The organism is Flavobacterium marginilacus (assembly GCF_026870155.1).
Classification (GTDB): Bacteria; Bacteroidota; Bacteroidia; order Flavobacteriales; family Flavobacteriaceae; genus Flavobacterium; species Flavobacterium marginilacus.
In genome coordinates this window covers 1,332,174-1,352,899 of record NZ_CP113975.1, presented here as the reverse complement: position 1 = coordinate 1,352,899, position 20,726 = coordinate 1,332,174, and the positions used below count along the sequence as shown (strand labels likewise).

At 34.7% G+C, this 20,726-nt stretch carries 17 protein-coding genes; 10 read left to right on the top strand and 7 right to left on the bottom strand.

Going from position 1 to position 20,726, the window contains the following annotated elements; genetic code table 11:
- Nucleotides 1–38: 38 nt before the first annotated feature.
- The 4 genes from OZP07_RS05995 to OZP07_RS05980 all read right to left on the bottom strand — a co-directional run bounded on the left by OZP07_RS05995 (nucleotide 39) and on the right by OZP07_RS05980 (nucleotide 3,391).
- On the bottom strand, nucleotides 39–1,019 hold the full coding sequence (locus OZP07_RS05995) for an IS30 family transposase (protein ID WP_281635297.1): 981 nt from the start codon (nucleotides 1,017–1,019) through the stop codon (nucleotides 39–41).
- Nucleotides 1,020–1,142: 123 nt separating this feature from the next.
- Complete coding sequence (locus OZP07_RS05990) at nucleotides 1,143–1,715, bottom strand: SdpI family protein (protein ID WP_281637635.1); 573 nt, start codon at nucleotides 1,713–1,715, stop codon at nucleotides 1,143–1,145.
- 4 nt (nucleotides 1,716–1,719) lie between these two features.
- A complete protein-coding gene (locus OZP07_RS05985) occupies nucleotides 1,720–1,974 on the bottom strand; it encodes an autorepressor SdpR family transcription factor (RefSeq protein WP_194642583.1) in 255 nt (84 codons plus the stop codon).
- A 139-nt stretch (nucleotides 1,975–2,113) separates the two neighbouring features.
- Nucleotides 2,114–3,391, bottom strand: coding sequence for an MFS transporter (locus tag OZP07_RS05980; RefSeq protein ID WP_281637634.1), 1,278 nt, complete (start codon nucleotides 3,389–3,391; stop codon nucleotides 2,114–2,116).
- Nucleotides 3,392–3,639: 248 nt separating this feature from the next.
- Between OZP07_RS05980 and OZP07_RS05975 the strand changes: the two genes are divergently transcribed.
- The 9 genes from OZP07_RS05975 (at nucleotide 3,640) to OZP07_RS05935 (ending at nucleotide 17,249) form a co-directional block, all read left to right on the top strand.
- Nucleotides 3,640–4,248, top strand: a complete 609-nt coding sequence (locus tag OZP07_RS05975; protein ID WP_281637633.1) for an RNA polymerase sigma factor — start codon at nucleotides 3,640–3,642, stop codon at nucleotides 4,246–4,248.
- Between the two features lie 101 nt (nucleotides 4,249–4,349).
- Nucleotides 4,350–5,465: a FecR family protein gene (locus OZP07_RS05970; RefSeq protein WP_281637632.1), complete on the top strand. Its 1,116-nt coding sequence runs from the start codon at nucleotides 4,350–4,352 to the stop codon at nucleotides 5,463–5,465.
- A gap of 163 nt (nucleotides 5,466–5,628) precedes the next feature.
- Entirely contained in the window at nucleotides 5,629–9,354 is a 3,726-nt protein-coding gene (locus tag OZP07_RS05965) for a SusC/RagA family TonB-linked outer membrane protein (protein ID WP_281637631.1), read from the top strand.
- A gap of 12 nt (nucleotides 9,355–9,366) precedes the next feature.
- On the top strand, nucleotides 9,367–10,848 hold the full coding sequence (locus OZP07_RS05960) for a RagB/SusD family nutrient uptake outer membrane protein (protein ID WP_281637630.1): 1,482 nt from the start codon (nucleotides 9,367–9,369) through the stop codon (nucleotides 10,846–10,848).
- A gap of 19 nt (nucleotides 10,849–10,867) precedes the next feature.
- Nucleotides 10,868–11,725 carry a substrate import-associated zinc metallohydrolase lipoprotein gene (locus OZP07_RS05955; protein WP_281637629.1) on the top strand — a complete coding sequence of 286 codons (858 nt, stop codon included), beginning with the start codon at nucleotides 10,868–10,870 and terminating at the stop codon, nucleotides 11,723–11,725.
- A 16-nt stretch (nucleotides 11,726–11,741) separates the two neighbouring features.
- Nucleotides 11,742–13,097 (top strand): DUF4302 domain-containing protein, encoded by a 1,356-nt coding sequence (locus tag OZP07_RS05950; protein WP_281637628.1) that lies wholly within the window; start codon nucleotides 11,742–11,744, stop codon nucleotides 13,095–13,097.
- 712 nt (nucleotides 13,098–13,809) lie between these two features.
- Nucleotides 13,810–15,411: a bacillithiol biosynthesis cysteine-adding enzyme BshC gene (bshC, locus tag OZP07_RS05945; RefSeq protein ID WP_281637627.1), complete on the top strand. Its 1,602-nt coding sequence runs from the start codon at nucleotides 13,810–13,812 to the stop codon at nucleotides 15,409–15,411.
- 31 nt (nucleotides 15,412–15,442) lie between these two features.
- Entirely contained in the window at nucleotides 15,443–16,726 is a 1,284-nt protein-coding gene (locus OZP07_RS05940) for an acyltransferase family protein (RefSeq protein WP_281637626.1), read from the top strand.
- A 103-nt stretch (nucleotides 16,727–16,829) separates the two neighbouring features.
- Nucleotides 16,830–17,249: a nucleoside-diphosphate kinase gene (locus tag OZP07_RS05935; RefSeq protein ID WP_194643657.1), complete on the top strand. Its 420-nt coding sequence runs from the start codon at nucleotides 16,830–16,832 to the stop codon at nucleotides 17,247–17,249.
- Nucleotides 17,250–17,379: 130 nt separating this feature from the next.
- Here the strand turns inward: OZP07_RS05935 and OZP07_RS05930 are convergent, their stop codons facing one another.
- Nucleotides 17,380–17,676, bottom strand: coding sequence for a DciA family protein (locus OZP07_RS05930; RefSeq protein WP_115810942.1), 297 nt, complete (start codon nucleotides 17,674–17,676; stop codon nucleotides 17,380–17,382).
- Entirely contained in the window at nucleotides 17,657–18,100 is a 444-nt protein-coding gene (locus OZP07_RS05925; protein ID WP_281637625.1) for a hypothetical protein, read from the bottom strand. Before OZP07_RS05925 ends, OZP07_RS05930 begins: the two co-directional genes overlap by 20 nt.
- A gap of 234 nt (nucleotides 18,101–18,334) precedes the next feature.
- Between OZP07_RS05925 and OZP07_RS05920 the strand changes: the two genes are divergently transcribed.
- Nucleotides 18,335–19,402: a serine hydrolase domain-containing protein gene (locus OZP07_RS05920; RefSeq protein WP_281637624.1), complete on the top strand. Its 1,068-nt coding sequence runs from the start codon at nucleotides 18,335–18,337 to the stop codon at nucleotides 19,400–19,402.
- A 199-nt stretch (nucleotides 19,403–19,601) separates the two neighbouring features.
- Here OZP07_RS05920 and ftsY read toward each other — a convergent pair whose 3' ends face one another.
- On the bottom strand, nucleotides 19,602–20,582 hold the full coding sequence (gene ftsY, locus OZP07_RS05915) for a signal recognition particle-docking protein FtsY (RefSeq protein WP_281637623.1): 981 nt from the start codon (nucleotides 20,580–20,582) through the stop codon (nucleotides 19,602–19,604).
- Nucleotides 20,583–20,726: the final 144 nt, after the last annotated feature.

The following is a 20,726-nucleotide window of genomic DNA, read 5'->3' as shown; positions in this document are numbered from 1 at the left end:
GCCAAAACTGCAATAATGGAGATAAAGACTAGGTGGATTCAACATATAAATGCAACAGTATTCAATTTATTGATTTTTTCGGCGAAAATTTCATTAGGTGTTTTATAGCCAAATCTTTTTCTGGGTCTGTTGTTTAATGTATTAACTACTGTTTTTATTTGTTGTTCTTCGATGTTTTCAAAGTTAGATTTTTTAGGAAAATATTGTCTTATTAATCCGTTTAAATTTTCATTGGCTCCTCGTTCCCAGCTATGGTAGGGTTTGGCAAAATAATAATCGATATCTAAATCTTCTGCAATGGCCCGATGATTGGCAAATTCCTTTCCATTATCCGAAGTAATGGTCTTGATTATTGGTTTCCAATCTTTCAATAATTCAATTGTTTTCTGCTGTATTGCACTAGCTTCTTTGCTTTCTACTTTTCCCATAAAAAGTATTCCAGAGGCTCTGTCATTGATAGTTAGTAACGCTCCTTTGTGATTCTTACCAATGACCAAATCAATCTCTAAATCGCCCAATCTACTTTTCTTTTCTACAATCTTTGGACGCTCGCTAATATCGACCCTACCAATAATAAGTCCTCTTTTATCCTTTAAATGTCCTCTTTTTTTATACTTTTTACCCTTGGTCCTAAGATGTTTATATAAGAGTCCTCCTTTGCGTTTATTTTCCCAAATATATTGATAGATTCTTTCTTTAGAAACCATTGCTCTTTTGTCAATTTTTGCTCTGCCAACAATTTGTTCAGGACTGTAATCTTGCTTTAAATAAAACAAAATATTTGCTTCAACTTCTGAGGTTAAAGTGCATTTTTTGATCTTAACCTTATGCCTGTTTAAAGCTTTTTTATCCGCCAAAACAGCTTTATAAACACCACTTCTTTGATCAGAATTACGTTTTATTTCTCGAGAAATAACTGATTTGTTTTTATCTACCAATTCAGCAATTTCGGAAATACTGATACCGGCATTTCTATATACTTCTATTTTGTATCTTTGTTCTAACGTTAAATGTGCCATCTATTTTGAGTGTTGCAACCCAAAGATATGATGATTTTTTCGCCAACTCTAGTGTTATTCTTTTGACCTAGGTCAAAAGAATAACACTAGAGTTTTTTTTCACGTTGCATTTATTACTTGAATCTAAGCTATATTGAAATAATTATTTTCTAAAATCAATCCTCCCAATACGACTGCAAATCCCCCAATAACCCAAAGTTTACCCGCAAAATTATGGGTAAGCTTCCAGACTTCATTGCTTTCTAAAGTCCATGGTGTCCGTATTCCTATAAAATAATTAGGCTGAATTACTTTGAAATAATTACCCAGTACCAAAAATAAGACTCCTGTTAAGACCGGTATTAAATTAGGACTTGAAAAAGACTGGTTCTTGGTAATATATATAATAGACAATGCCAATAAAGACATGCACAGAACAAGAAAAAATTTCAGCTGATGAAACTTGCCCCCCATTAAAGCAATGCGTTTTTTGGGATCAATTTTTGGTGCTGCAAGCAGTAAAACATACGTTAAAACGGGGAGCATAAACAGCAGTCCAATCAGCGAAAATTTATCTCCCCAATGATCAATTTCGCCTTTGTAATTCCAATGTGTCGGGACTTTTTCGGGCAATGAATTCCAAATAAAAGCTAAATAAACAAAAGGTAACAAAACAATTCCAATGATAGGCAGTTCTTTTCTGAAAGTTAAGTTCATTATTTTATTTTTTAAAGGTTAGTATCCACTGCAATACATCTTCCATAATGGTCGTATTGAGAGAATAGAAAATAAATTGTCCTGATTTTTCGGCAGTAATCAAATCGGCACGTTTTAAAATATCCAAATGATGAGAAATACTCGGCTTCGACATATTGAACTTATCAGCAATTTCACCTGCAGATAAATCCTTTGTTTTCAAAAGATCCAGTATTTCTCTTCGAGTGGCATCATTCAATGCTTTAAATATGTCGTTCATAATTTAAAGTATTTATATATTTAGACAAATGTCTAAACATATTCTTGAACAGCCAAATTTTATTTATAAAATCTATAAAAACAAAAAAGAGCTGCAAAACATTTTCGCAGCTCTTTAATATACTTTATCCTTAGTTAACCTAAAATTTGTGTTCCTTTTTACTAATTGCCAACAAAGCGAACAAAGAAATACAAGCCGCAAACGTCAAATAAAAACCAACATAAGTCAAACTATAAGTTGATGCCAGCCAGATAGCAATCATAGGTGCAAAAGCCGCTCCAATAATTCCGGCCATATTGAAAGTTAATGACGCTCCTGAATAACGAACAGTTGTAGGAAATAATTCCGATAAAAAAGTTCCCAAAGGTCCGTAAGTGAATCCCATCAAAGCCATTCCTGCGCATAGAAAGAAAGTTACCATTACTGTGTTTCCTGAATTTAAAAAATAGGAAAAGAAAAATCCAAAAACGGCAATGGAAGTTGTAGCAATAATAAGCATTTTGCGCCTCCCGATTTTATCAGCAACTACAGCTGAAACTGGAATAAACAGAGCAAAAAACAACACCGAAAACAGCTGGAACAATAAGAAATCTCTTTTCTCAAAACCCAAATCGGATGTTGCCCAGCTCAATGTAAATACGGTCATTAAATAAAACACCAAGAAAGTGGTAATAGATGCTAATGTTCCGAAAAGCAGTTGGTTTTTATAGGATTTAACCAATGCAAGAAAAGGAATTTTAACTTCTTCGTGTTCTTTTTTTGAATTCTCGAAAGAAGGAGTCTCAGTAATTTTAGTTCGGATATAAAAACCTACCACCACCAAAAGTGAGCTGGCAATAAAAGGAATTCTCCAGCCATAATCCATAAAATCCTGACTGCTCATCAAGTCGGTTAACAACAGAAAAGTCCCTCCCGAAAGCAGCAGACCGATTGGCGCCCCCAATTGCGGAAACATTCCGTACCAAGCGCGTTTATTTGGCGGTGCATTTTCAATTGCTAATAAAACAGCTCCTCCCCACTCGCCTCCAAGTCCTACACCCTGACCAAATCGGCACAGCATTAATAATAAAGGAGCCACAACGCCAATACTGGCATAACCTGGCAAAAACCCAATAGTTACAGTCGATATTCCCATCGTCAGCAAAGCTGCTACCAAGGTAAATTTACGCCCAATTTTGTCTCCATAATGTCCAAAAAAAGCGGACCCCAGCGGACGGGAAATAAATGCTATGGAAAAAGTTGCCAAAGACTGCAAAGTTGCCATAGTAGCATCTGCACTTGGAAAAAATAATTGCGGAAAAACCAATACTGCTGCATTGGCATAAATATAAAAGTCAAAAAATTCGATTGTGGTGCCTATCAGGCTGCCAAAAAGAACATGTTTTAACGAGTTCTTTTTATTCTGGTCATGTTTCATCCGATTTTGATATAGTTTTTTTTTAGAAAATAGGATGTAAAAATGAATCTTATTTTTGAATGTGGCAAATATTTGTTTTTAATATTTAAACCTTAATTTTATTTAAACAATGAAAAAAATGGGACTCCATTTTGCCAAATACATAAATCGACACTCAAAAAGAACAAAAACTTGGTAATTTGTTAAATAAAACGTAAAATTACAAAAAATTAACTATTACTTAATAATCCAATAGCCTCAAATTAATTTTGAAAACACAGCGTAAACATATTTACATTTTAGATGATTTCACTTTGTGGAATAATTTGAAAGCTGGTGATGAAAAAGCTTTTTCAACACTTTTTGAAAAATACTATTCAGATTTAGTACGTTATGGCAATTCTTTGTGTTCTTATGATGATAGAGTACAAGATTGCGTTCAGGATGTTTTTACAGATATTTGGGTGTATCGGGAATCGCTTTCATCAGACGTTATTATCAAAGCTTATTTATTATCAAGTGTCCGCAAAAGAATAGCACGGCTGTACCAGCGCGATCCTTTTTTCACGAAAAAGAAAAATACAGAAACTACTGAATTTCTATTTGATTTCTCTATCGAACAGCAATTAATCGATGACGAAATTACAGCCGAAAAGGTATTACAGCTCAATACCCTTATCAACAACCTGCCTCCAAGACAAAAAGAAGCTTTGTATCTGCGTTACCATCAGCAGTTATCGGTAGAGCAGATTGCCGAAATAATGTCAGTGAATTACCAGTCTGCGAGCAACATTCTATTTAGAGGAATACAGAAATTGCGCAATGACTGGAAAGAGAATATTTCAATCATTTTACTTCTGGCTTCTTCATCCATCTAGACTTTTAAGATATTTTTTTAAATATTTAAAAAAAAATCATAATTAGATGAGTATATAATAAAAGACTTGTCCTTATTGCTTTTGTAACCCTTATTATAAAGATGCAAAAGCGAAACAAATATACTCGGGCAGAAGACTTTTTAGGTGATGATTCCTTTCGTCAATGGATTCTGCAGAATAAAAACAATTCCAACTGGGAGAATTGGACACTTGAAAGTCCCGAAAGAGCAAAATTAGTAGAAGAAGCCCGTTTATGGATTCTTGCTACCAAAGTCGAAAAACCGCAGATGTTAGCCGCAACTGTGGAATCGGCTTTAGAAAATACCTGGAAAAAAATCGCACTCAAAGAAGCTGCTCTTAAAAGAACACAAAATCCAAAAACTAAAATCTGGAATAACAATTGGTTTAGATCTGCGGCTGCCGTTTTGGTAATAGGACTAGCTTTTTCATGGGCGTATACCAATTATTTTCATTTAACAGATAACAATCCTATCTATAAAGAACTCCTTATAGAAAATAAAGAAGGATTAGTTGAAGAAACAAATAACTCCAAAAATCCTCAGATCATAACGCTTTCTGATGGAAGCTCTGTTTTATTACAGCCCAAAAGCAAATTGAGTTATCCGAAAACTTTTAGCGGAAATGAACGAAAAGTGTATTTATCAGGTGAAGCTTTTTTTGAAATAAGTAAAAATAAAAGAAAACCATTTTTTGTTTTTGCGAATGAAACTGTTACCAAAGTCGTAGGAACTAGTTTTAGAATCTGCGCATTTGAAAACCAGCCAAATGTTGAAGTGGTGGTCCGCACGGGAAAAGTAAAAGTTCACTCGAATACTCTGACTGCCAAAGCCTCATCTGAAGAGGTGGTTTTATTACCGAATGAAGCTGTACGCTTCGTAAGAGAAACTGCCAAATTTGATAAAATAACAGATGTTACCAAAGATATTGTCCTGAAACAGTCTGCAAAAACCATAGAACAATTGAGTTTTGATTTTACAGACACGCCTGTCAGCCACATATTCAAGACAATCGAGCAGGCCTACGAGATAGAAATCGATTTTCCAAAAGAAAAATTAAAAAACTGTCACTTGACTACTTCATTGATCGACCAGCCTTTGCCAGAAAAATTAAAGATTATCTGTAAAAGCATTGGAAATAATACCAGTTACGAAATGAATGGAAACAAAATTATCATAACGTCCGAAGGATGCAATTAAAAATCAAGCCTATGTAGAAAAAATATTTTAAAAAAAAAGCGCCAAATATGCTGTAACACATTTGACGCTGAGTTAGTATCAAAAAGCTTTCTGTAAAAAGCATTTTTGGTAAGTTTTTCAGAACACCCGTTTAAAAAGTATTAATCAAAACAAAACCAAAATTATGAAAAAACCTGTTGTCAAACAACGATTACTCTATCGAATCATGAAAATAACACTCTTTCAGATTGTACTGGCTTTTGTCTTTTCTACTGTTGTAATGGCGAACAGCGTCAAAGGACAGAAAAAACTAGATACAAAAGTCACCGCTTCGATTACAAACGTGAGTTTATCCAAAGCATTATCTAAACTTGAAAAATTAGCTTCTGTAAAATTTTCATATAATTCAAGGATAACTCAGCTTAACCAGAAAGTGAACATTAATGCTGAAGATGAGATGCTCTCCAGTGTCTTAAACGAAATACTTTTACCTTTAAATATCAGTTACTCAGAAATAAGCAATCAGATTATTCTGCAGACTATACCTGCTAAAGAACTTGCAGATTTTAATCTTTTAGAATCTTTAAATTTTAATTTGATCGCATCTATCATTGTTAAAGGTAAAGTAATCGACAATAGCGGAAGTCCTCTGCCAGGAGCATCAGTACTTGTAAAAGGCACTAAAGTTTCAACATTAACAGATTTTGACGGAACTTTCTCTATAGAAGTACCTTCTGGAAGTACCAAAATAATAATTAGCTATATTGGTATGAAAACGAAAGAAGTTGATGCCACAGCTGACTTTATGACTATAACCTTATCTCAATTAGGACTAAATCTTAACGAAGTTGTCATTACTACCGGATATGAAAAAACCTCAAAAAGAACTTTTACCGGAGCTACGAGTAAAATTAGTGACAAAGAATTAAAGGTAGACGGAGTAGTTGATGTAAGCCGAATGATCGAAGGTAAAGCTGCCGGGGTAACAGTACAAAACGTTACAGGAACTTTTGGTACTGCACCAAAAATTACGGTCCGCGGATCTTCATCCATTTTCGGAGATACAAAACCGCTGTGGGTTATTGACGGTGTGGTGCAGGAAGATATTATCAATCTTTCATTTGCTGATCTCGCTTCAGGAAACTCAGAGACTTTACTGAGTTCATCAATCGCAGGTTTAAACGCAAACGACATTCAGAGTATCGAAATTCTTAAAGATGCATCTGCAACTTCAATTTACGGATCACGATCTCTTAACGGTGTTGTTGTTGTAACTACCAGACAAGGAAGGAGAGATTCTCCATTAAAAATAACATACTCATTAGAGCAATCCCTTAGAACAGTACCAAATTATGGACAATATGACATTTTAAATTCTCAGGAGTCGATGAGTATTTTTAAAGAAATGGAAGCTAAAGGATATTTGGATTTACCAACAACGGTAAATGGAAGATATGGAGGCGCATATAATATTTTAGGAAGAGCTATCAATACATATGTTCCGGAAACTGGCGGTTATTTAGTAAACAATGACCCTGTAAGCCGTAACAATTTTCTAAAAAAATATGAATTGGCCAATACTGATTGGTTCGAAGTTCTTTTTAGACCGTCAATTACACAAAATCACTCTTTGAGTTTTGCCGGAGGCGGTAAAAACAACACTTTCTATGCTTCATTGGGTTATTACAATGATCCGGGATGGACTATTGCCGATCAGGTAAACCAATTATCATCAAACATCAAAGGGACATTTTTTGTAAATGATAAATTAAACATAACCTTATCTACTCTGGCTTCTGTCCGTAATCAAAAGGCTCCTGGAAGTTATGAAAGTGAAAAAGACGAAGTTTTTGGAAAAGTTACCAGAGATTTTGACATCAATCCTTTTAATTATGTTTTAAATACCAGCAGAACATTAAGACCTTATGACGATAATGGTAATTTAGAATACTATCGAAACAATTGGGCTTCAATGAATATCCTAAATGAGTTGAAAAACAATTATATGGAAATTGATGTTAAAGACATTCGTTTTCAATTGGATTTAGATTATAAAATTAACTCAAAACTTAACTATAATCTAACAGGATCAGGCCGTTATGCGAATACAAGCCGTCAGCATAAAATATTGGAAAATTCAAATGTTGTAGGTGCTTACAAAGCTGGAACTCCTGATGGCGAAGATGGTGTCAACACATTGGTTAGAGATGAGAATATCTTTTTATACCAAGATCCTGATGATCTGACGGCTCCTAAAGTTTCGGTGCTGCCAAATGGCGGTTTCCTGAGAAAATTCACGAATGATATGACTTCGTATAATCTTAGAAACAGTATATCTTACAGAGATATTTTCAACGAAAAACATGAATTAGAAGGCTTCTTCGGGACTGAGATGCGCGTTGTAGACAGAAACAGCGATAATTTTACTGCAGCCGGACTTCAGTATGACAGAGGTCTTACCGCTTTTACCGATCCAAGAATTATTGAAAAAGTAATCAACGGAGGAGATTCCTATTATGGATTTAATGTAGAAAAAGAAAGAACGGTAGGTTTCTTTGGTAAAGTTGGATACACTTATGACCGCCGCTACACTGCTTCTGTAACTGGCCGTTATGACGGATCAAACAGACAGGGAGACAGCGGTTCTTCGAGATGGCTTCCTACTTACACTTTTAGCGGAAAATGGAATCTTTCCGAAGAAAATTTCATGAAGAATCTTTCATCAGTAGACAATTTAAGCCTAAGAGGTTCCTACGGACTTACTGCAACGGCTGGCCCAGCAACAAACTCATTGGCAATTTACAAAAGTTATATTACTGATCGTTTTGATATTGATGACAGAGAAACTGGAATCCAGATTGATGAATTACAAAATGGATCATTGACTTGGGAGAAACAGTTTGAAACTAATATAGGTGTTGATTTAGCAATGTTCAATAACAGAATTCAATTTACAACAGATGTTTACAGCAGAAAAGCATTTGATTTAGTGGATTATGTTATTACTTCAGGAATTGGCGGACAAAGAATAAAACAAGGTAACAATGCAAATATGGAAACCAAAGGTCTTGAAGTTGGTTTTACTACAAAAAACATTAACAACAAGGACTTTAAATGGTCAACAACATTAAATTTTTCGATTTATAATCAAGAAATCACAAAATTAGAAAATAAGCCTACTGCTTTTGATTTAATCGATGGCAATGGCGGTAATACTGTTGGACACCCAAGAAATTCTATTTATTCTTACCAATTTACAGGTCTAAACAATCAGGGTTTACCAACTTTTATAATGCCTGAAGGAGAAACAGATAATATAACAGGAGCTGATTTTCAGGACAATCAGGATGTTACTAAATATTTAAAATACGAAGGTTCTATTGAGCCTAATAAATCTATTGGTTTAGCAAATACATTTACCTATAAAGATTGGTCATTATATGTCTTTTTCGTTGGATCCGGTGGCAACAAAGTACGTCTAAACCCAGTTTACGACAGTACTTATGATGATTTAACCGTTTTTACTAAAGATTTTACTAACCGCTGGATTAATCCTGGTGACGAAAATTTTACTGATGTTCCTGTTATTGCAGACAAACGTCTGAATTCGAATTACGGAGGATCAAGAACATTGGCAAGAGCTTACAATACTTATAACTATTCAGATGTTAGAATTGCAGACGGTGATTTCGTAAGATTGAAAAACATATCATTGAGCTGGGAGTTTCCAAAAGATTTGAAGAAAAAATTAGGACTGAGCACCTTTACTTTAAGAGGGTCATCTGTTAATCCTTGGCTGATTTATTCTGATAAAAAATTAAATGGACAAGATCCTGAATTCCGCAATACAGGAGGTGTTGCGATGCCGGTTACCACTCAATATACTTTTGCTATAAACCTTTCATTTTAATATTATAAAATTATGAAAAACTTAAAAATAACACTATTACTTCTAATGCTTGCAGGCTTTAGCAGTTGTGATGATTTTCTTTCTGAAAAACCCGACAATAGAACCGAAATAAATACTCCTGATAAAATTTCAGAAATTTTAGTCTATGCTTACCCTCAAATGAGTTATTTCGATATTGCTGAAACAATGTCTGATAATGTATTTGACAGCGGTCTGCCGGAAACATTACCAAAAAACGAACAGAACTACAATTGGGAAATTCAAACCGAAACCAACAATATTGATACTCAGGCCTACTATTGGGATGCCTGCTACAGAGCTATTGCACATGCTAACAAAGCACTGCAGGCAATTGATGAACTAGGAAACCCAAGCAGTCTGAATCCTCAAAAAGGAGAGGCATTATTAGCTAGAGCCTATTCGCATTTTATGCTGGTCTCTTTTTGGGCAAAACGTTACAACCCGGCTAATGCGGCCACAACTATTGGTATTCCCTATGTTACAAAACCAGAAACCGAACTGATTACCCAATACAAACGAAACACAGTTCAAGAAGTATTTGACTTTATTCAAAAAGATATTGAAGAAGGTCTGCCTTATGTAACCAATGAGTATAAAGAACCCAAATTTCATTTTAATAAAGAAGCTGCTAAAGCATTTGCAAGCCGATTTTATTTAATAAAAGGAGATTGGAATAAAGTAATTGAATTATCAAAAGACTTAGGTTCTAAACCGGCAGTTGGAAAAATAAGAGATTTTGCTTCCTACGATTTAATGAGCGTAGATGAACAGCGTGTAAGCTATGCCAGCAGTGCAGCTCAGACAAATTTATTAATCGTATCGGCAAATTCAATTATCAGAAGATCATCTTACCAAAGCAGATTTCATCTTTCTGGTGCCAGATATCAGGAAATTTTGGGCTCTAGCACAAGTCTTTTTGGAAAAAGCTGGCTGTTTAATTTTTATTCATCCAATAGCAGTATAACCGTATTTCTTCCTAAATTCTATGAGTATTTCAAATATACAAATGTAACAGCGGGAATTGGAGAACCTTATGCAGCCGAAGTTTTGCTAAGCAATGATGAGTTTTTCTTAAATCGTATAGAAGCTCATGTTATGGCTGGACAGATAAGTTTAGCAAATGATGAATTAGAATACTTTTTATCGACTAGAACAGTAGGATACAACGCCGCGACAGATAAACTGACAGAAGCTAAAGTTGTTGCAAAATATCCTGTAATTGCTGATGAGTACACGCCATTTTACACCATGACTCCAGTACAGACATCTTATATAAAAGCAATAGCCGAGGCTAGACGCAGAGATTTTATACACGAAGGCATGAGATGGTTCGATGTAAAACGTTTCAACATTGTTGTTAATCATGAAATTAATAACAAACCAACCAATATTTTAGTCAAAGATGATAATCGCAGAGCCTTACAAATACCTCTTCATGCATCAAACAGCGGTATCGAATTAAATCCTAGATAATCTTTAAAAGCAAAATATCATGAAAATAATAAAATATAGTAAAATAGCAGTTTTGTTTTTAACACTGGCATCACTTGCTTCTTGTTCTAATGATGATCAGGTAGGTGAAAGCCAGCTTGATTATAACCAGCCGATAAAAACAGCACTTGACAATTGGATAGGTGTAAATTATCTGACTCCATACAATATAAATGTCCAATATAAATGGAATCAAAATACGGTAGACAACAGCCGTTATTTGTTTCCGCCATTAGTAAGCAGTGTCAAACCAGCACTTGAGATCGTTCAAAAAATATGGCTTGACAGTTATAAAACAATCGGAGGAACAGATTTTGTAAAAAAAATTGCTCCGAGGGAAATTGTTTTGGTTGGAGGAGTTAATTTAAACAGTGTAGGTACTAGAACCCTTGGACTAGCCGAAGGAGGACAGCGCGTAACACTTTTTGAAACTGATTATATCGACAAATCAGACCGTGCAAACATAAAAGAGTTTATACACACTATTCAGCACGAGTATATCCATATTTTAAATCAGAATAAGCCTTTTGATGAAAAAGCCTGGGCGGCAATTACTCCAGTTGGATATACAGCCGATTGGTACAATTATACAAACGCTTCTTCAAATGAATTAGGTTTTATTACTAGTTATGCGAGATCTAATATTAATGAAGATTTTGCTGAAACTGCATCTGTTATTTTAATCAGTTCAAAAGCTGAGTACGCTGCTTTTTTGAATAACATTGTAAGTGATTCGGCATATTTTGCTCTAATAGCAAAAGAAGCATTAGTTGTAAAATATTTTAAAGATGCTTTTGATATGGATTTTTATGCTTTGCGTGATGAAGCTGAAAAAAATACGAATGCTGTTATAAATTAATTAAACACCAATAATTATGAAAGCACAAAATATATTCAAATATTTAATCATAGGATTTATTGCCCTCTTGTTTGCAGCGTGTACCAATACAGATGCTGAGCAAAAATTTGAACAGACTCCAACAGAAAGGCTGAATGCACAGAAAAAAGAATTAAATGATCTTCTCCTTTCTTCAGAGAACGGCTGGAAAGTGGTTTATTTTACAGACAATACCGTATTAGGAGGCTACACTCATTTAATCAAATTTGCACAGGACGGAACTGTACAGATGGCTTCGGATTTTGATGACGATACTGATGTCTATAAAAGTGAATATGCAATTCAGTTAGGAAGTACGGTAAGTTTAGTATTTACTACCAAAAACAGAATCCATCTTTTATCAGATTCTGATGACTATCCTATTCCTGCACTGCGGGCAAAAGGATACCTTGGCGATTTTCAGTTTTTATATTATGGCCAGGAAAACGGCGAAATTATTTTTAAAACCAATAGAGTCAATGAAAATACTGGTGTCAATGGTGAACTGCGTTTTGTAAAAGCAACTGCTCAAGACTGGACAGATCTGCATAAAAATATAGATATGATTGATAATGTGGTTGGAGATCCGTCAAGACCTCTTTTCAGATTACTTGAAACTAATGACGGCAAAACAATTCACCAATTCGATTTTACTTTTTCTGAAGTTACTCGTTTTGCCGAAGCAAATTCTGTAGAAACCGGTTATTCTGTAACTTATGATATGGGGATTGGTTATTCGCCGACAGGTATTGTAGTCAGCCCGGCGGTAGAAGTTGGAGGTCAAAAGCTATCTGTTTTTGTATACAAAGACTCAGACGGAAGTTTTACAGCAACAGGTACAAACGGTGTAAGTGCAACTATTAAATATTCAAGTAAACCTTTGGTTCTGACTGATGATTATAAAAAATTGTTACCCGGCCAGCCTCAATCCGTTTACGCATATATAGCAGCTAACTTATATACGGCTCCAACAAATTCTGATTTATTTAAAACTCTTGTAAACAAAGTTAATGCTACATTGCCAGCAAATCAATCAATTGCTAGAGTACAAATAGTGTTTAACAATGCCGTTAACGGCACTTATATACAATATCAGTTTAATGGCGGAAAAGCGACTATATCACATCTTGTAACTACAAAAGAAGATGCCGTTAATAAAACCATAATCCTGACGCATACTGGATGGACACAATCTGCCGCAGCTGTTGCTTTCTTAAAAGATCTTGATGCAGAACTCACCAATCCAAAAGGATTGTATGTAAAAAAGGAGAACTTTAAAATAACTTATTCTAATACTATTTACACTTTTACTAGTGCAGCAAGTAATTTTAGAATGACAACATATGCCTTATAATTGTTTTTTTTGATTTTATTTCAGAAGAAAGGCTGTCTAGTTATTAGGCAGCCTTCTTTGATAAACAAATATGCTGCAAACCGATTAACAAAAAACACAAAACAATTATGAAAAAACATATTTCATCAATAAATATTATTTTCTTTTTATGGACATTACTTCTTGTATTTATTTCAAAAGAATATGGCCAATATTTGAGCTGCTTCTATTATTTGTCTTTAATAACAATGATTTCATTTACCATTTTTAATCTTATCAAACAAAGAAAAGAAGACAAATTCAATGGCACAACACTATTTAAATCATCAATTTATAGGATGCTGATTATGGCATTAATACTAATAATTTTCTTTTTCATTACTATGCCAAATAATATCTAAACTTTGCAGCTTTAATTTTACATGAAGAAAAAGCAACTCTAAATTGGGCTGCTTCTTTAATTAAACCATGTTTGATGAATTATACCATTTAGAAATTCCAATTCTGGCTCCCTCGCTGGGGTGAGGTTTAAAAAAACTATTTTATATTTCTAAATGGCATTAGTTTTTACAAAGTTTAAAGTTTGCTAAAAAAATACTGTACCTTACTTACACCAGACACTTTCTAATAAATCTTCATGAATTCAAGGCACAAAGACTGCTCTTCAAAAAGGAATCATTTTTAACAATCTCCTGCAATATTTTTTGTTATTTTAGCAATAAAATAAAAACTTATGCCAACCGACTGTATCAGCTATCAAACCTCAGGATATTTCTCCAAATTGATACAAGATTATTTAGATCAAAAACCAGAATTAAAATCACTATACAATCATTTTCCAACTCTCGAAAACTTTAAAAAGCAAATCGAAGAGAAAAAAATCAATTTCAATAACAATGGTAATGACAAAAGACAAACTTTAGTGAATGTCTTAAAAAGTCAATATGCCGAATTGAATGTTTCCAAAGAAACTTTAAACCATATTGAACTTTTAAACAATTCCAATACTTTCACGGTTACCACTGGCCATCAATTAAACTTGTTCAGCGGGCCGTTATATTTTTTATACAAAATCATTTCGACTATTAATTTAACAAAAGAATTAAAAGCAGAATATCCTGAATATGATTTTGTTCCCGTGTACTGGATGGCAACCGAAGACCATGATTTTGAAGAAATCAATTATTTTAGTTTCAAAGGAAAAAAATTCCATTGGAACAGAGAAAGCACAGGTCCAGTCGGAAGATTATCTACCGAAGGTTTAAAAGATTTCCTCGAAATTTATGCTCAGGAAATAGGTTCCAGCACCAATGCCAATACCATCAAAAAACTTTTTGAAGATTCCTATATCAAGCATGACAATCTAGCCAATGCCACCAGATATTTGGCCAACGAACTGTTTGGTTCATCTGGACTGGTAATTGTAGATGCAGATAATCAGGATCTGAAACGCAGTTTTATACCCTACATAAAAGAGGAATTACTGTTGCAGACTTCATTCAAAGCAGTAAGCGAAACCATTGAACAAATGAAGAATTATTTCGTTCAAGTAAATCCGCGCGAAATCAATTTATTTTATATCGAAGATAATCTGCGTGAAAGAATTATTCTGGAAAATGGAATTTACAAAGTCAATCATACCAAAATAGAATTTACTGAGGCAGAAATTCTGGCATTACTGGAAAGCAATCCCGAAAAATTCAGTCCAAATGTGATTATGCGCCCGTTATATCAGGAAGTGATTCTCCCCAATTTATGCTACATCGGCGGAGGCGGAGAAATTGCTTATTGGCTGGAACTAAAATCTTTTTTCACTGCTGCAAAAGTGACTTTCCCGATGCTGCTGATAAGAAACTCAGTGCTTTTGGTAACCGAAAAACAAAGCAAAAAAGCAGACAGATTAAACCTTACATGGTCGGATTTATTTACAAATCAAAACACATTGGTTAACCGCATCACACAAAAACTATCTGATTTTCCAATTGATTTCAAAGAGCAGAAAGATGCTTTAAGAAAACAATTTGAAGCGCTTTTAGAATTAGCCAATCATACTGATAAATCTTTCTTAGGAGCAGTAAAAGCTCAGGAAGTCAAACAGACCAAAGGATTGGAAAATCTGGAAAAAAGACTTCTCATTGCCCAAAAAAGAAAATTCCATGATGAACTGCAGCGTATCATCGACCTGCAGAACGAATTGTTCCCAAACCAAAGTTTGCAGGAACGCCAAGCCAATTTCTCCGAATTTTATCTGGAAAACGGTGAACAATTAATCCCTCAATTAATGAACCAGCTCAATCCTTTAGAACACAATTTTAACATTCTTACATTGTACTAAATGATTATTCACCATAAAAACCAAAAAACCAATGACCAAAGACCGTCTTATTTCACTTGATGTCTTTAGAGGACTAACTATTTTATTAATGACCATTGTTAATAATCCCGGCAGCTGGTCTGCAATTTATCCTCCATTAGAACACGCCGAATGGCACGGCTGTACTCCTACCGACTTAGTTTTTCCTTTCTTTGTTTTCATCATGGGAGTGGCAATCTCATTTGCAATGCCTCGTACAGACGCGATTAATCGCGCCTCTACAAGCACATTAAATAAAATATTCACCCGCTCGCTCCGTATGATCTGCCTTGGAATATTTTTCAACTTTTTCAGCAGCATACAGCTCTTCGGCTTAGAGGGCATTCCATTACTGACTGGCCGACTGCTAATTACAGCCATAGCCGGCTATGCCTTAATGGGAAATTTTGACGCTAAACTAAAAACCTATTTAGCAGTTTCTATCTTTATTATTTATATAATTCTTGCTTACAGCGGTATTGAATCTTATCAATCGGTTCGTTTACCCGGTGTTTTACAGCGCATCGGAATTGTCTATTTTGTCGCTTCGCTTATGTACCTAAAAACAACGCAGCGGACTCAATTAATAACTGCAATTGGAATCCTGCTTAGTTACTGGGCAATTATGACGCTTATTCCTGCACCTGGTTTTGAAATTACAAATCTTGAAAAAGGTACCAATCTAGCGGCTTGGGCTGACAGTATTCTATTAAAAGGGCATATGTGGGAGGCAACCAAAACTTGGGATCCCGAAGGTGTACTAAGCACTATTCCTGCAATTGCAACGGGAATAATAGGTTTACTAATTGGCCAGCTACTAAACAGCGCATCATTAAAAACTGAAAAATTCAAAAAAATACTGCTCACAGGGGTAATTTTAATTATTCTTGGGCAAATTTGGAATATCGTTTTCCCTATAAACAAAGCGCTTTGGACAAGTTCATACGTTTTATACACAGCTGGACTTGCTGCTCTTACTTTATCTCTTTTATACTACCTGATTGATATTGCTGATTATAAAAAAGGAACCCGATTATTCCTGATTTGGGGAGTAAATCCAATGATCGTTTTCTTTCTTTCTCAGATTATACCACAGGCCATGGGAATGATTTCATTGCCAAATCCAAAAACACCTACTGAACAGACTAATCTTTGGGATTATTTATATTTTCTGGGAGTACAGCCGTATTTCGAAAACCCGATGACTGCATCATTAGTATTTGCCCTGCTTTATGTAGGTTTTTGGTCAATACTTTTGGCTTATTTTTACAAAAACAAAATGTATTTTAAAGTATAAAAAATAACAGTAATTACAGATTTCCACCATTAAACCGAAAATTTGCTAAAATATTTCGAAAAAAAAAGTATATTTTTGCACAAAATTTTAAAACACAGAAAAAATGGCGACTAATAGAACTTTTACAATGATTAAACCAGATGCGGTTCAAAACGGACACATCGGAAACATATTAGCAATGATTACAAACGGTGGTTTCAAAATCGTTTCTTTGAAATTAACTCAATTAACTGTTGCAGATGCTCAGGCATTTTACGCTGTGCACGCTGCAAGACCTTTCTACGGAGAATTAGTAGAATTCATGTCAAGAGGTCCTATCGTTGCTGCAATTTTAGAAAAAGAAAACGCCGTTGAAGATTTCAGAACTTTAATTGGTGCTACAAACCCTGCTGATGCTGCCGAAGGAACAATTCGTAAAGCATATGCAGCTTCTATCGGAGAAAATGCAGTTCACGGATCTGACAGTGACGAAAACGCTGCTATCGAAAGTGCATTCCACTTTGCCGGAAGAGAGCAATTTTAATTTATGATTTTAAATTGCTGAACTTAGATTTCAGATTTAATAAAAAATGCCGTTTCTTAATTTGAAACGGCATTTTTATTTATATGCTAAAATCTGAAATCAAAAATCGTTAATCTACAATCTGAAATCTTTACCTCAAAACAACATCCTTCACCACATCTCTCCTCAATTCCTCATTAATCATTTTGATAATCTTGGATTTGCCGTGACTCAATTCTTCCCGCAGCACCGCAGAGGTTAACTGAACATACAGAGTTGATCCTTTCAAAACCACATTGTTGGTATAACTGTTCACACCGTTCCCCATCAGATTACGCCAAGCATCTTTCACATCAATCTCATCCATTCCAGACTGCAGTTTATTCACCTCAATAATCTGTTTCAGGATATCTCCTACAGTACTTTGATTATTTAGTCTTTTTGCCATAGTCATCTAGATTTATCGGTCCTGCTTTTTTATAATGATATTCTTTTTTCTCTGCATTCAAAACAACCAACTCTTTATCTGTCAAAGCTAGTATTTCCTCGCTCCATTTCATGTACGGTGTAGTGTAATCCAAAAAAGTCTGATCCTCTGCAAACCTGATTTTTACTTTCTCGAACGTATTATTCACCAAAAAAGTTCCATCTAATTGTGGCATCACTTTCTTTCGGATTCCTGAATTATTTTTATCAATCTGGAAATAATCAAAGGATTCATTCACGCCATATTGTTTTTCGCTTCCATCCTCCAAAACCACTTTTTCAATTTCCCAATACCCGTTGATTTTTAAAACATCCGCAGGATTTATTTTTTGTTTACAGCCAACGAATAAAAGGGCAATTAATAAAACACCAAATACTTTTTTCATAAATAATTTATTTTTTAAGAAACTATATCCTGCTGTCCGCTGTAAACAAAGTTCACTGAACTCCAATTAAAATGAATGTTTAGTGAAGTAATCAGGACTAAGGAATCCAGCTAACAGCAACTTTAGCGAAACTGCAAAGTTAAACTTAAATAATCCAAAGAAAACAAAAAAATGCTTTGTGATTAAACTATTTTCTATATTTTTGATCCTACCCAAATACCTAATATCATAACCATGTCTAAATCACTACTATTACTATTTGTTGCTGTTTTTTGTATCAATTGTTCCTCAGATAATAAAGAATCAGATACTCCTCCTACTGAAGAACCACTATACTTTCCGCCACTTACAGGAACTACCTGGAAAACCAAATCAGTTGAAAGCCTTGATTGGAATAAAGCAGCCGTACAGCCGCTTTTAGATTACCTAAAACTCAAAAACACTAAAGGTTTTATCATTCTTGTTAATGGTCAGATCGTAATGGAAAATTATTTCAATGGCCATGATGCTGCTACAAATTGGTACTGGGCAAGTGCAGGAAAAACATTAACATCAGCAATGACTGGAATTGCACAGCAGGAAAACCTCATCAATATCAATAATAAAGTATCTCAATACATAGGAACAGGCTGGACTAGCACTCCTATTGACAAAGAAAATCTAATTACCTGCAAAAATTTACTGACAATGACTTCAGGGCTTAACGACGCCACTGATGATGTCACACCATCTGCCTTAACTTATACTGCCGATGCTGGAACACGTTGGGCATATCATAATGTGTATGTAAAACTGCAGGATGTTGTTGCTGCAGCTTCCAGACAAACATGGTCTGCCTATTTCAACACCAAATTAAGAGACAAAATAGGAATGGATGGCTCTTGGTTTGCTTCTGGCAACAACAGCGTATATTACAGCACAACAAGAAGCATGGCTCGTTTTGGATTGTTGATGTACAATAAAGGAAAATGGAATGATGATGTAATTTTAAATGAAAGTTATTTCAATGAAGCTACAAACACTTCACAAAACATCAACTTAGGCTACGGCTATCTGTGGTGGCTGAACGGCAAAGCGAGTTATCATCTGCCACAATCACAAGCTTCTTTTCAAGGAAGCATTATCCCAACAGGACCAAATGACATGTTTATGGCTTTGGGTAAAAACGACCAGAAAATCTATATTGTTCCAAGCAAAAAAATGGTTGTCATCCGAATGGGCGAAGCAGCTGATAACGTTAATTTAGCTTTATCCGACTTTGACAAAACACTTTGGACAAAAATAAATGCTTTGTATCAGTAAGCAAAGCATAAAACAACTATTCTATTTATTATTCCGTACTCTCTTGGTTACTCCCAAGACAAAGAATATTACGCCAATCAATAATAAAACATAATATACCGGAACGCTTTTTTCTCTGAGAACATTTGCCAAAACAAATGCAATAATGCTGACAAAGTAAAAATAAATAGGACTATAATTTTTCATAAACAACTAACAATTATTTAAAAAAGCTGTCAACAAACTCGTATTTATTGAAAACCTGTAAGTCTTCAATTCCTTCGCCGACACCAATATATTTTACAGGAATCTGAAACTGATCCGAAATACCAATTACAACACCGCCTTTGGCAGTACCATCTAATTTGGTAACTGCTAAACACGAAACCTCGGTAGCAGCAGTAAACTGTTTGGCCTGTTCAAATGCATTCTGTCCAGTAGAACCATCCAAAACAAGCATTACATCGTGAGGTGCATCGCCAACCACTTTCTGCATTACACGTTTTACTTTTGAAAGTTCGTTCATCAGGTTAATTTTATTATGCAGACGACCGGCAGTATCAATAATAACAACATCAGCGTTTTGAGCGACAGCAGATTGCAACGTATCAAAGGCTACCGAAGCCGGATCACTCCCCATTTCCTGACGGACAATAGGAATACCTACTCTGTCTGCCCATATCTGCAGCTGATCAATCGCTGCAGCACGGAAAGTATCTGCTGCTCCTAGAACTACTTTATAACCAGCTTTCTTAAATTGGTAAGAAAGTTTTCCAATTGTCGTTGTTTTACCTACGCCATTTACACCAACAACCATCAAAACATAAGGCTTTGTGTTTATCGGAATAACAAATTCTGTAGCTTCACCCGTATTAGTTTCTGATAATAGTCCTGCAATCTCATCTCTTAAAATCTGATTAAGCTCATCAGTCCCAAGATATTTATCTGCTTCTACTCTTTTTTCGATTCGGTTAATTATTTTAAGAGTTGTATTTACTCCCACATCCGAAGAAACAAGAATTTCTTCTAAATTATCCAAAACATCATCATCCACTTTTGATTTTCCAGCAACCGCTTTGGTTAACTTGGAAAAAAAACTGGTTTTGGTTTTCTCAAGACCTTTATCTAATGATTGTTTCGCCTCTTGGCTTAGGCTCGAGTCTTTTTTCTCTGAAGAGAATATTTTTTTAAAAAAGCTCATTTAAAATGGAGTTTTATGATTGGAATTTACATTTATCGGCTTTAACAAGAAAAATCAATTAAAAAAACGGATTTATCTTTTGCTGTCACCTAAAAAAGGTTTTCTTTTGAGATGTAAATATAGAAAATAAAAAAGCTACTTCCG